The organism is Acidipropionibacterium thoenii DSM 20276 (assembly GCF_000423445.1).
Taxonomy (GTDB): Bacteria; Actinomycetota; Actinomycetes; order Propionibacteriales; family Propionibacteriaceae; genus Acidipropionibacterium; species Acidipropionibacterium thoenii.
Map to the genome: position 1 here is coordinate 61815 of NZ_AUHZ01000013.1, position 12518 is coordinate 74332.

Sequence of the window (12518 nt, forward strand, 5' to 3'; positions counted from 1 at the left end):
GACACCGCCTCAGCCGCGCACCTCGGCGAGGATCTCGGCGACCGCATCGGCCACCGGGACCTCGCGGGCCTCACCCGAGCGGCGGTCGCGGATCTCCACGACGCCGTTCCTCAGGCCACGCCCGACCACCACCGAGGTCGGCATCCCGAGCACCTCGGAGTCGGCGAACTTGACTCCCGGGGAGGCCTTGCGGTCATCCAGCAGCACGTCCAGTCCGGCGTCCTGGAGGTCACCGGCGATCCTGGCGGCCTCATCGACGACGTCTGCGCTCTTGCCGGTGGCCAGCACGTGGACGTCATAGGGGGCCACCTCCCGCGGCCATGCCAGGCCGCGGTCATCGCAGGTGTACTCGGCCACCGCCGCCACTGCCCGCGAGACGCCGATCCCGTAGGAGCCCATCGTCACGGTGACCAGCTTGCCCTGGTGGTCCAGCACCTTCAGGCCCAGCGCGTCGGCGTACTTGCGGCCGAGCTGGAAGATGTGGCCCATCTCGATGCCACGGGTCAGGGTCAGCGGCCCCGAGCCGTCGGGGGCCGGGTCCCCCTCGCGGACATCGGCGACGTCGATGGTGCCGTCGGCGGTGAAGTCGCGGCCGGCGACCAGGTTGAACACATGGTGGCCCTGCTGGTCGGCACCGGTGATCCAGCTGGTGCCGGTCACCACCCGCGGGTCGACCAGGTAGCGCACCTTCGAGGCATTCCCCTCCCCCAGCGCCCCCGGCCCGATGTATCCCTTCACCAGAGCCGGGTTGGCCGCGAAGTCCTCCTCGCCGAAGGGTTCGGCGACGGCAGGCTCAAGAGCCGCCGCCAGCCGGGCCTCGTCGACCTCGCGGTCACCGGGCAGGCCGATGGCCAGCGGCTCCCTGGTGCCGTCGGGCCAGGTCACCATGAACACCACGTTCTTGAGGGTGTCGGCGCCGGTCCAGGGACGGTCGGTCCGCGGCCTCACCTGGTTGGCCATCGCCACCAGGGTGTCGATGGTGGGCACATTCGGCGTCTCGACGACGTCGGGGGCAGGCACACCGGAGTAGTCCACCGTCTGGGGGGCGGCGACGCTGACGGCCTCGACATTGGCGGCGTACCCGCCCGGGGACCGCACGAAGGTGTCCTCGCCATTGGCCGAGACGGCCAGGAACTCCTCGGAGCGGGACCCACCCATCGGACCCGACATCGCCTTGACGATGGCGTAGTCGAAGCCCAGCCGGTCGAAGATCCTGATGTAGGCCTCGCGGTGCAGCCGGTAGGAGGCGTCCAGGCCCTCGTCATCGACGTCGAAGGAGTAGGAGTCCTTCATCACGAACTCGCGGCCGCGCAGGATGCCGGCCCGGGGCCGGGCCTCGTCGCGGTACTTGGTCTGGATCTGGTAGAGCACCAGCGGCAGATCCTTGTAGGAGGAGTAGAGATCCTTGACCAGGAGGGTGAACATCTCCTCATGGGTGGGTCCCAGCAGCATGTCGACATGCTTGCGGTCGCGCAGCCTGAACAGGTTGTCGCCGTACTCCACCCAGCGGTTGGTGAGCTGGTAGGGCTCGGCGGGCAGCAGCCCGGGGAAGAGCACCTCCTGTCCGCCGATGGCGTCCATCTCCTGGCGGACGATGCCCTCCACCTTGCGCAGCACCTTCAGACCCAGCGGCAGCCAGGTGTAGATTCCCGGGGCCGCCCGGCGGATGTACCCGGCACGGACCAGCCAGCGATGGCTGGGGACCTCGGCGTCGGCCGGATCCTCCCGAAGCGTCCGGACGAACAGCTCTGACATGCGCGTCAACACGTGCTGACCTCTCTGGACGTGCTGAGCCCTCCGCCGCCCTTCGGCGTGACCAGGCACGATCCGGGCAGATCCTACCTGAACCCTCAGGCCAGTTTGCGGATGATGACGGCGGCCTCGTAGGTGGTGGTCACCCCGGGGCCTGAGAACACTCCCTTGAAGGGGGCGACGTCGTTGTACTCGCGACCGGTGCCGACCCTGGCGTGGCTCTCCCCGGTCTCGACCATGTTGGTGGGGTCGAAGCCGTTCCACCGGCCGTCCCACCACTGCACCCAGGCGTGGGTCTGGCCCTCGACCGGCTCGCCGAGGGCGGCCTCGGTCCTGGGCATCATGTATCCCGAGACGTAACGGGCCGGGATGCCCAAAGTGCGCAGCGCGCCGATCACCAGGTGGGCGATGTCCTGACAGACCCCCGACCGGGCCTGCCAGGCCTGCTGGGCGGTGGTGTCGACCCGGGTGGAGCCGGGCACGTAGTTGACCTCCTCGTGGATCATCTCGGAGATCGAGTGACCGATCTGACAGATGGTCATCGAGTCGTCGATCACCTCATGGACCCGTTCGGACAGGTCCTCGCCAGGGGCGGTGACCGGGGAGTTGACGACGTACTCGTACCAGCGTTCGTGGCCGACACGGACCTCCGGCAACCTCATCCCGGAGTCGACATGGGGCAGCTTGACGATGTCGAGGGTGGTGTCGGCGTTGACCGTCAGGCGGTCATGGGGGTGGTGCAGCTCGAAGGAGGTCACCTGGGTGCCCCAGTAGTCGACATAGGAGAAGTGCCAGGGCTGAGGGGTGATGGTGATCGCGGTGCTCCGGATCAGCTGGGAGTCGGAGTACAACGGGGTCATTCTCACCTCGTCGAAGCTCTGGTTCACCGGTCCGTCGTAGTGCACATCGGTGCGGTGCTGGATTCGCAGTGTGGAGGTCATCGATCATCCCTCATGCCACCGGGACGCGTCGGCCCCTTGGAAGTAGTGGGCCGACAGGGCATCGGTGGCGCTGTGGCAGGTGCGGCTCAGCCCTGCCATCTGGTCGGACAGCCCGACCAGCAGGGCCGCATCGGAACGGTACTCGAACTCGGCACGGGCCCGGCCCAGCAGACGCTGGGCGTCGGACTGGAAGCCGGTGCGACGTCCCACGTCGAGGCGCTCCAGGCAGTCCTCGGCCTCAGCCAGGCAGTGCACCACCGAACGAGGACTCAACCTGTCGCGCAGCAGGAAGTCGATCACCGCACCGCGGCTGCGGTCCCCGCCGCGGCTGATGAGGAAGGCATGATCGGCACCGCAGGCGCGCAGGGTGGCGATCTGGCTGGCGGCCTCCCCGACCGGGGCCACCGAGACCAGCCGGGCGGTGATGTCGATCCTCTCGATGCACCGGCCGAGGTGGTGGAACTCCCAGCCCTCGTCGTGGGGCATCGTGGCGTAGATGATCCCGGTGATGGCGTAGCAGTGGTCCAGCACGGTGCGCAACGCCAGTTGCTGGTAGGTGCTGTTGAGCTGGCCCTGGGCCACTGCCCGCCAGGCCCGGTTGATCTCCTCCCAGGTGCCCAGTGAGAGCACCTCCCGTGCTCGCCTGGCCGCATTGCGGCAGCTGGACAGGGCCGAGACGATCGAGACCGGGGAGTCGGGGTCATGGCCGAGTATCTGCCAGACCTCGGTGGGTCCGGCGTGTTCGGAGGGGTCGGCTCCCAGGCCCTCCAGCAGCGCCGTGGAGTTGGTGCTGCGGTTGCGGCTGGTCTCCTCGGCGGTGACCTCCAGGTGGACCTGGAGCAGCCGGGCGATGTCCTCCGCCCGCTCCAGATATCGGCCGATCCAGAACATCGACTCCGCCAGCCGGCTCAGCATGACTCCACCTCCTCGTCGATCCGGGTCTGCTGTTGCTGACCCTGCTGGGCCTCCCAGGCCGATCGGTCCGGCTTGTCCATCGGCTCGGAGCTGGTCAGCGGTCCCACCGCCACATCTCCGGTGGCGGCGGCCTGGAGCTGGATACCCGGCACCGTCGGCTGCTCGACCGGGTGCCGGTCGGCCAGCACCCAGGTGTCCTTGGATCCGCCCCCCTGTGAGGAGTTGACGATGAACTGGCCCTCTCTCAGAGCCACCCGGGTCAGGCCACCGGGAAGCACCCAGATGGCGTCACCGTCGTTGATCGCGAAGGGCCGCAGATCGACCCTCCTGGGCTGCAGCCGGTCGCCGACGAAGGTCGGCACCGTCGACAACTGGATCAGCGGCTGGGCGATCCAGCCTCGTGGATCGGCGCGCAGCTTGACCCGCGCGGCGTCCAACTCCTCCTTGGTGCACTCGGGACCCATGATGATTCCCTTGCCGCCCGACCCGTCGACGGGCTTGATGACCAGCTCGTCGAGCCGGTCCAGGACCTCCTCCAGCGCCCCGGGCTCCTCCAGACGCCAGGAGTCGACATTGGGCAGTACCGGTTCCTCACCGCAGTAGTAGCGGATCAGGTCGGGAAGGTAGGTGTAGATGAGCTTGTCGTCGGCGACCCCGTTGCCGATCCCATTGGCCACCGTGACGGTGCCATTGGCCATCGCCGAGACCAGCCCGGCGGCTCCCAGCACCGAGTCCCCGCGGAAGTGCACCGGATCCAGGAACTCGTCGTCGACCCGGCGGTAGATGACGTCGACGCGGTTGAGGCCCATCGTGGTGCGCACGTAGACCCGGCCCTGCTGGCACACCAGGTCGGGGCCCTCGACCAGCGGCACGCCCATCGTGCGGGCCAGCAGGGAGTGCTCGTAGTAGGCGGAGTTGAACATTCCCGGCGTCAGCACCACGACATTGGGCTCGCTGACCCCCGCCGGTGCGGCGGCCTCCAGGGCGGCGCGCAGCCTGGAGGGGTAGGTGTCGACCGGTTGGACGTCGTACTGGCGCATCACCTTGGGCATCGCCCCGGCCATCGCGGCCCGGTTGGTGAGCACATAGGAGACCCCGGAGGGGATCCGGACGTTGTCCTCCAGGACCCGCATGGTGCCCTGGCCGTCGCGGATCAGGTCGATCCCGGCGACGTGGATGCGCACCCCGTTGGCCGGGGTGATGCCGGCCACCTCGCGCACGAAGTTCGGTGAGGTGACAATGAGACGCCGGGGCACCACGCCGTCGTCGAAGACCTTGCCGTTGCCGTAGACGTCGCCGAGGAAGCGCTCCAGGGAGTAGACCCGCTGGGCCACTCCCGTGCTGATGGTGTTCCATTCCGAGGCCGTGATGATCCGCGGCATGATGTCCAGCGGGAAGGGCTTCTCGGTGCCGCCCAGATCGAAGGTGACACCGGAGTCGACATATCGGGAGGCCAGGTAGGCCGCCCGGGCACCGACCTCCACGGCACCGAGCCTGTCGAATCCCGCGGCCAGCGGCTCGCACTCGGGACGGACGCCGTCGACGCCGAGCAGCTCGTCATGGATCTGGGGCGAGAGCGGGTAGCCGTCCAACAACGAGTCCATGCCGGGCATGCTGCCCCGGCCGTGTTACGGGCCCGCACGAACTCGTTACGGGCAGGTTTCAGGTGTCGGCCCGGCGCCGTCACGACGGCCCCGAACAGCCTCAGTAGAGGACCGTCGCCATCTCGCCGACCTGCCGGAAGCCGACCTGCTGGTACAACCTCACCGCCGGGGTGTTGAAGTCGTTGACATACAGCGAGACCGTCGGGTATCGGGCCCGGCACAGCTCGACGGCCCCCGACATCGCCGCGGCGGCGGCGCCGCTGTGGCGCCAGGCCGGATCCATCCAGACTCCCTGGATCTGACAGATGCTCCCCCACGCCACCCCGATATCGGATTTGAACCGCACCACTCGCTGCCCCGGCGTCTCATCGACGATGGCGAAGCAGTTGCGCAGGTCGACCAGCTGTCCCATGTGACGCCGGTAGCCATTGCCGGGGTCCAACGGGGAGACGCCGACCTCCTCGGTGTACATCGCCACCGCGGCCCGGAAGTAGGACTCGAAGTCACGGCGCGTCACGGTCTGGACCCGCGGATCGGGGGCCACCACGGCCTGCGGACCCATCACCATCAGCGGCTGGTGGGCTCGCAGCTCGCGGACCTGGGACCAGGGCCTGCCCCAGCGCCGCACCAGTTCGGCGTGCAGGCCGACCACCAGGTCGGCGCGTCCCATGATGGAGGTGGCGTTGCGCCAGGGGCCCAGATGGGCCGCCAGCCGCGGCAGCACCTGCGGGTCGCTGCAGGCCGGCACCAGATTCGCCCCGGCGTGCAGCAGGCCGACCAGCTCATCGCCGTGCCAGGCCCCGAAGACGTAGCAGCCGAGCCGATGGTGCGCCAGACCGTACTGGGCGATCCGCGACAGCAGGAAGACATTGCCGACCGGGTCGGCGGACAGCAACTCGATGGCGGCACCCCGGTCGGTGTCGTCGAGTGTCCGGACCCGGGTGGCCACCTCAGGAGACCGAGACGACGGGTTCGCCGGCCTCACCCATCTCGGCCGCCATCCGGTGGGCCTCCTCGACGATGGTCGCCACGATCTCATCCTCGGCAACAGTGCGGATCACCTCGCCATGCATGAAGATCTTGCCCTTGCCATTGCCGGCGGCGACCCCCAGGTCGGCCTCACGGCCCTCTCCCAGCCCGTTGACCACACAGCCCATCACGGCCACCCGCAGCGGCGCGGTGACTCCCTCGAGGGCGTCGGTGACCTGGTTCGCCAGGCTGAGAACGTCGACCTGGCAGCGTCCGCAGGAGGGGCAGGAGACGATCTCCAGACCGCGCGGGCGCAGATTCAGCGACTCCAGGATCTTGATCCCGACCTTGACCTCCTCGACCGGGTCGGCCGACAGCGAGACCCGGATGGTGTCGCCGATGCCCTGGGACAGCAGGGCGCCGAAGGCCACCGAGGACTTGATGGTGCCCTGGAAGGCCGGTCCGGCCTCGGTGACCCCCAGGTGCAGCGGGTAGTCGCACTGCGCCGACAGCTGCTGGTAGGCCCTGATCATCACGACCGGGTCGTGGTGTTTGACCGAGATCTTGAAGTCGTGGAAACCGACCGCCTCGAACAGGCTCGCCTCCCACAGCGCCGACTCCACCATCGCCTCGGCGGTCGGGGCGCCGTACCTGGCCAGCAGCCGGGGATCCAGCGATCCGGCGTTGACGCCGATCCGAAGGCTCACCTGGTGCTCGGCGGCGCAGGCGCAGATGGCGGCGATCTGGTCGTCGAACTTGCGGATATTACCCGGGTTGACGCGCACCGCCCCGCAACCGGCCTCGATCGCGGCGAAGACGTACTTGGGCTGGAAGTGGATATCGGCGATCACCGGGATCTGCGACTGCTTGGCGATGATCGGCAGCGCCTCGGCGTCCTTGTCGGTGGGGCAGGCGACCCGCACGATGTCGCAGCCGGCCGCGGTCAGAGCGGCGATCTGCTGGAGGGTGGCGCCGATGTCATGGGTCTTCGTGGTCGTCATGGACTGCACGGAGATCGGGGCACCACCGCCGACCAGGACATCGCCCACCCGGATCTGGCGGGTGCTGCGTCGGGGCGCGAGGGTGGCGGGCGGGGCTGCAGGCATGCCAAGGTTCACGGTCATCGAGGTGCTGCTCCTGATTCGAAGTTATCCACCTGCCAGTGTGTCACAGCGCGCTGAACTCCCGGCAGCTCATCTCACAGCACCTTGACCGGCGAGACGATATCGGCAGCGATCAGCACGACCCCCATCAGCAGCATCGCCGCCCCGATCAGCCAGGCCACCGGGATCATCATGGCGGTGTCGGCCGGACCCGGATCGGCCCTGCCGCGTAGCCTCCAGACGGTCCGTTTGCAGGCCTCGTAGATAGCCCCGGCGATGTGGCCGCCGTCCATCGGCGGCAGCGGGACGACATTGAGCCAGAACAGGAAGAGGTTCAGCGAGCCCAGCAGGGAGCCGCCGATGGCGATCTTGTCGACCACCCTCAGCTGGGAGTCCCCGGCGACATCACCGGCCACCCGGGAGGCCCCCACGATGCTCATCGGGCTGGTCGGACTGCGCGACTGGCCGGTGACCATGTCCACCCCGACATTCCAGGTGAGCACCGGCAGCCGCACCAGGGCGTAGAGGGACTGCTCGGACATCGTCCACATCTGTGAGGCGGTGTCGAAGGGGCCGGAGTGGACGATCTCGGTGGCCGGCGAGAAGCCCAGGAATCCCGCCCTGACCGTCGACCCGGGATCCAGCCGGCTCACCACCTGGTTGATGACGGTGCGGGTGGCCGGAAGGCTCACCATCCTCCCGTCGCGTTCCACCACGATGGCGGCCGGCCCGTCCTCGTTGAGCCGGATCAGATCCGACAGCTGCGACCAGGAGTCGATCTGCACCCCGTTGAAGGAGGCGATCCGGTCCCCCGACCTGAGCCCGGCGGCGTACGCCGGGGTCTCGGCATCCCCGCTCTGGCAGGTCTGGGAGGCCCTGGAGGCCGGGATCATGCACTCGGAGACCCTGGCCACCGTGGTGGTCTCGGCAACCCGTCCGTAGAGCCCGAAGACCGCCCAGAAGATCAGGAAGGCCAGCAGCAGGTTGGTGAGGATCCCCCCGCTCATCACGATGAGCCGCTGCCAGACCGGCTTGTGGCAGAACAGCCGGTCCAGGTCCCCGGGCCCGATGTCCTCCGCCTCGGCCCGCCGGGCCTCATCGGCGAGCCTGGTGAGCCGATTGGGATGACGCCGCGCCACCTGCGGCGGGAACATCCCGAGCAGCTTGACGTAGCCGCCCATCGGGATCCACTTGAGCCCGTACTCGGTCTCCCCCCTCCGCACCGACCAGATCCGGGGCCCGAAACCGGCGAAGAACTCGGTGACCTTGATCCCGAAGATCTTGGCGGGGATGAAGTGGCCGCACTCGTGCAGCAGGACGGACACGATGATGAGGGCGAAGAACACCAGGGCGCCCAGGATCTCCAACAGCAAGGTCACGGGCCCCAGTCTGACACGGGCCCCGTTGACCCCGGTGACAGTCTGGTGCCATGAGCACCCTTCTGCGCCAGGCCGTCGACCGCACCGCCGAGGAACTGACCCGCCGCAGCACCCACCCCCATGCCCTGCTGGTGGTCCAGCACGGCCGCATCATCGCCGAGCGCAGGTGGGCCCCCTGGGACACCGATGAGCCGATGCTGGTGTACTCGGTGTCCAAGACCTTCACCTCGGCGGCGGTGGGGCTGGCGGTCGCCGATGGCGCCTTCGGCTACCAGGACACCCTGGCCGAGCTGTGGCCCGAGGCCGCCGAGGGGGCCGGCCCGCGGGCCCGCTCGATCAGGGTGCGCGACGCCCTGGCGATGGCCGGCGGCCACTCGGCCGAGCAGGCGACCGCACTGGCCGAGGAGCTGGCCTGGACCCGCCACCCCGATGGCCTGGCCACCGCTCGCGCCTTCCTGGCCGCCGAGCCCGAGCACCGGCCCGGCAGCTTCTTCGCCTACAACAATCTGAGCACCTGGATGCTGGCCGAGGTGGTGAGGCGCACCACCGGCACCGACGTCTGGACTCTCCTCACCTCCCGGGTGCTCGAGCCCCTGGGGATCGGCGGTCCGCCCTGGGACCGTGACGCCCAGGGCCATCCGCTGGGCTTCTCCGGGCTGCACCTGAGACCCTCCGAGCTGGCCCGGTTCGCCACCCTGCTGCTCGACGACGGGGTCTGGCAGGGCGAGCGGCTGCTGCCCTCCCAGTGGATCCGGGAGCACCGCCGCAGCCAGGTGAGCACCGCCGGAGAGGGCTTCCCGGACTGGGAACGGGGCTACGGCTGGCAGGTCTGGATGTCGCGGCACGGCTACCGGCTGGACGGCGCCTTCGGGCAGTTCGCGCTGATCCTGCCGCAGGCACGGGCCGTGGTGGTCTCCACCAATGAGACCGCCGACTGCGCCCAACCGGTGCTGGACACCATCTGGGCGCATCTGGTGCCGGTCCTGGAGGCCGGCGCCGCAGCCGTCCCCGAGGTCTCGGAACCCGACCTGAGGACCCTGCAGGTCCCCGTCGTGGCGGGCCGACTGGATCGGTCCCGGATCCGCACCGGAACCCTTCAGGAGGGCGACCGGCTGACCCTCACCCCGACCGGGGACCGGTGGCAGTTGGAATGGCGGCGTCCCAGCGGTGAGCAGCACACCATCGCGGTGGGCCACGGCCGCTGGCTGCACAGCCACCTCGTCACCGCCGAGGGAGAGATCGAGCTGGCCGCCAGCGCGGGCGAGCGGGACGGCGTCCTGGAGATCCGGATCGCCGTCACGACCACCCCGCACACCCTGGTCCTCAACTGGTCGGCAGACCGGCTGTCCCAGCACTGGTTCATCGAGCCGCTCACCCCCGGTGGGCTGTTCAGCCAGTTCCGGCTGTCCGCCGGCCGCTGAGCCCCTGGGCCGCCATTTGCCGCGATGAGAATGAGACGCGACAATGGCGGCAATGTCGAAGACTGCACCGCAATCACCCCGAGCTCTGTTGCCCAGGTGGACCACCTGGGCGCCTGCTGTCGGCCTCGTCACCCTGGCCCTGACCTGGAGCAACAAGCACCTTCCCGTCGCCCTCTCGGTGGTGGTCGCCATCATTCTGGCCGCCTCCGTGCTGTCGGCCGTCGAGCATGCCGAGGTGGTGGCCGCCAGGGTCGGTGAACCCTTCGGCTCCCTCATCCTGGCGGTGGCGGTGACCGTCATCGAGGTCGGCCTGATCGTGATGCTGATGACCTCGGGCTCGGGGGAGGAGACCCAGAGCCTGGCCCGCGACACCGTCTTCTCGGCGGTGATGATCACCTGTAACGGCATCCTCGGGCTGGCGATCCTGTCGGGCACCGGACGCCGCAAGGGCGAGACGGGCCGGATCAACGAGGAGGGTTCAGCCGCCGCCCTGGCCACCGTCGTGGTGCTGGCGGCCCTCACCCTGGTGGTCCCCCGGTTCACCACCTCGGCCCGCGGGTCCTTCCTCACCGGCCCCCAGCTGGCCTTCGAGGCGGCCGCCTCGATCGTGGTCTATGTCACCTTCGTGATGACCCAGTCCATCCAGCACCGGGACTTCTTCCTGCCGTTGAACCGCAGGGGCCAGGTCATCACCGCCTCGGCGCACGCCGATCCGCCGCCCACCAAGGTCGCCCTGTTCAGCGTCGGGCTGCTGATGTGTGCCCTGGTCGCGGTGGTCGGACTGGCCAAGGTGGAGTCCCCGGCGATCGAGGCCGGAGTGGCCGCGGCGAGCCTGCCGCAGGCCTTCGTCGGCGTCGTCATCGCCCTGCTGGTGCTGGCCCCGGAGACCATCGCCGCCTACAACGCCGGCAGGCGCGGCCATCTGCAGGTCGGTATCAATCTGGCCTTCGGCTCGGCGATCGCCTCCATCGGCCTGACGGTGCCCACGCTGGCCGCCCTGAGCCCGCTGCTGGACGTGGACCTGGAGCTCGGCCTGGGCAATCTCCAGATCGTGCTGCTCATCACCACGATGGCGGTCGGGATGCTGACCGTCTCGGGTCAGCGGGTCACCCGGCTGCACGGTGCGCTGCACCTGGTGGTGCTGGCGGCCTTCCTGTTCATGTCGATCATCCCCTGAGCAGGGGGGGCTCAGACGCCCATTCCCTCGACCCGGCCGCGAGCGGCCAGCTGGCCGCAGGCCCCGTCGATCTCCTGGCCACGGGTGTCGCGGACGGTGACCGGGATCTTCCAGCGCTCCAGGGTCGCCACGAAGGCGTCCTGGTCCTCCGGGCGGGACGCCGTCCAGCGTGATCCCGGCGTGGGGTTGAGTGGGATGAGGTTGACATGGGCCCAGGTCCAGTCGCCCCGGCGCCTGATCTGGCGGGCCAGCACCGCTGCCCGGTCGGCCTGATCGTTGATGTCACGCATCAGGGCGTACTCGATGGAGACCCGTCGTCCGGTGGTGTGGGCGTACTCCCAGGCGGCGTCCAGCAGGTCGTCGACCTTCCAGCGCCGGTTGGCCGGGATCAGTTCGTCCCGCAGCTCATCATCGGGGGCGTGCAGGGAGACCGCCAGGGTGGCGGGAATCCCCTCGGCGGTGAAGGCCTTGATCCGGGGGATCAGGCCCACAGTGGACACCGTGATGCCGCGGGCACTCATCCCGATCCCCTCGGGTGCCGGGGCGATGAAGGTCCTCACCGCCGCGACGACGGCCTTGTAATTGGCCATCGGCTCGCCCATCCCCATGAACACCACATTGGAGACCCGCTGAGCCCCGGGCACCGCCCCCGACTCCAGGAGCTGATCGGCGGCCAGCAGCTGGGCGACGATCTCGGCGGTCGACATATTGCGCTGGATACCGCCCTGGCCGGTGGCGCAGAACGGACAGGCCATCCCGCAGCCGGCCTGGGAGGAGATGCACAGGGTGGTCCGCGCCGAGGCGTGCCGGGTGGCCGGGTAGTGCATCAGCACCGACTCGACCAGGGATCCGCCGTGCAGCCGCCACAGCGTCTTGACGGTGCGGCCGTTGTCACAGGACTGCTGGGAGACCTCGGTGAGCAGCTGGGGGAAGAAGGCCTGGGCCAACGGTTCGCGGGCCGCCCTGGGAAGATCGGTCCACTCCTGGGGGTTCAGCTCGTGACGGGCGAAGACGTGCTCGCTGATCTGTCGGGCCCGGAACCTCGGCAGCCCCATCGCGGTGATCGCCTCGACCCTTTCGGCGGCACTCAGGTCGATCCAGTGGCGGGGCGGTTTGGCGCGGCTGGGACTGCGGACCACCACCGGCATCTCGGTGCCGGGCTCGGCCAGCGGGGTGATCGGCAGCACCAGCCCCGACGGGGACACGGCGGAGCGGGGCTCGGTGGACATCTTGACTCCTACAGGCACAACGTGGGAT

Annotated in this window: 10 protein-coding genes; 2 read left to right on the forward strand and 8 right to left on the reverse strand. The window is 69.2% G+C overall.

Features of this window, described 5'->3' with window-relative positions; all coding sequences use genetic code 11:
- Positions 1-9: 9 nt before the first annotated feature.
- From G554_RS0105910 to G554_RS0105940, 7 genes are all read right to left on the reverse strand, one after another.
- On the reverse strand, positions 10-1755 hold the full coding sequence (locus tag G554_RS0105910; protein WP_027587187.1) for a proline--tRNA ligase: 1746 nt from the start codon (positions 1753-1755) through the stop codon (positions 10-12).
- Positions 1756-1850: 95 nt separating this feature from the next.
- Positions 1851-2693, reverse strand: a complete 843-nt coding sequence (locus tag G554_RS0105915; RefSeq protein ID WP_027587188.1) for a transglutaminase family protein — start codon at positions 2691-2693, stop codon at positions 1851-1853.
- 3 nt (positions 2694-2696) lie between these two features.
- Positions 2697-3608, reverse strand: a complete 912-nt coding sequence (locus G554_RS0105920; protein ID WP_027587189.1) for an alpha-E domain-containing protein — start codon at positions 3606-3608, stop codon at positions 2697-2699.
- Positions 3602-5212 carry a circularly permuted type 2 ATP-grasp protein gene (locus G554_RS0105925; protein WP_027587190.1) on the reverse strand — a complete coding sequence of 537 codons (1611 nt, stop codon included), beginning with the start codon at positions 5210-5212 and terminating at the stop codon, positions 3602-3604. The genes G554_RS0105920 and G554_RS0105925 overlap by 7 nt, the downstream gene beginning before the upstream one ends.
- 100 nt (positions 5213-5312) lie before the next feature.
- The gene (locus tag G554_RS0105930) at positions 5313-6161 is read right to left on the reverse strand and encodes a GNAT family N-acetyltransferase (protein WP_027587191.1); all 849 of its coding nucleotides are present in this window, start codon (positions 6159-6161) and stop codon (positions 5313-5315) included.
- 1 nt (position 6162) lies between these two features.
- Complete coding sequence (gene ispG / locus G554_RS0105935) at positions 6163-7305, reverse strand: flavodoxin-dependent (E)-4-hydroxy-3-methylbut-2-enyl-diphosphate synthase (RefSeq protein ID WP_036924820.1); 1143 nt, start codon at positions 7303-7305, stop codon at positions 6163-6165.
- 74 nt (positions 7306-7379) lie between these two features.
- Entirely contained in the window at positions 7380-8663 is a 1284-nt protein-coding gene (locus tag G554_RS0105940; protein WP_027587193.1) for a M50 family metallopeptidase, read from the reverse strand.
- 50 nt (positions 8664-8713) lie between these two features.
- Here G554_RS0105940 and G554_RS0105945 point away from each other — a divergent pair, with 50 nt between their 5' ends.
- A complete protein-coding gene (locus tag G554_RS0105945) occupies positions 8714-10084 on the forward strand; it encodes a serine hydrolase domain-containing protein (RefSeq protein ID WP_027587194.1) in 1371 nt (456 codons plus the stop codon).
- Between the two features lie 52 nt (positions 10085-10136).
- On the forward strand, positions 10137-11261 hold the full coding sequence (locus G554_RS0105950) for a calcium:cation antiporter (protein WP_036924822.1): 1125 nt from the start codon (positions 10137-10139) through the stop codon (positions 11259-11261).
- A gap of 11 nt (positions 11262-11272) precedes the next feature.
- On the opposite strand, the gene rlmN is transcribed toward G554_RS0105950, so the two are convergent.
- Positions 11273-12490, reverse strand: a complete 1218-nt coding sequence (rlmN, locus tag G554_RS0105955) for a dual-specificity RNA methyltransferase RlmN (protein WP_027587196.1) — start codon at positions 12488-12490, stop codon at positions 11273-11275.
- Between the last annotated feature and the right edge of the window lie 28 nt (positions 12491-12518).

Bases quoted from the DNA above. Each gene is read 5' to 3' on its own strand.
- G554_RS0105910 (WP_027587187.1), bottom strand. From the start codon at position 1,755: ATGTCAGAGCTGTTCGTCCGGACGCTTCGGGAGGATCCGGCCGACGCC.
- G554_RS0105915 (WP_027587188.1), bottom strand. From the start codon at position 2,693: ATGACCTCCACACTGCGAATCCAGCACCGCACCGATGTGCACTACGAC.
- G554_RS0105920 (WP_027587189.1), bottom strand. From the start codon at position 3,608: ATGCTGAGCCGGCTGGCGGAGTCGATGTTCTGGATCGGCCGATATCTG.
- G554_RS0105925 (WP_027587190.1), bottom strand. From the start codon at position 5,212: ATGGACTCGTTGTTGGACGGCTACCCGCTCTCGCCCCAGATCCATGAC.
- ispG (WP_036924820.1), bottom strand. From the start codon at position 7,305: ATGACCGTGAACCTTGGCATGCCTGCAGCCCCGCCCGCCACCCTCGCG.
- G554_RS0105945 (WP_027587194.1), top strand. From the start codon at position 8,714: ATGAGCACCCTTCTGCGCCAGGCCGTCGACCGCACCGCCGAGGAACTG.
- G554_RS0105950 (WP_036924822.1), top strand. From the start codon at position 10,137: ATGTCGAAGACTGCACCGCAATCACCCCGAGCTCTGTTGCCCAGGTGG.
- rlmN (WP_027587196.1), bottom strand. From the start codon at position 12,490: ATGTCCACCGAGCCCCGCTCCGCCGTGTCCCCGTCGGGGCTGGTGCTG.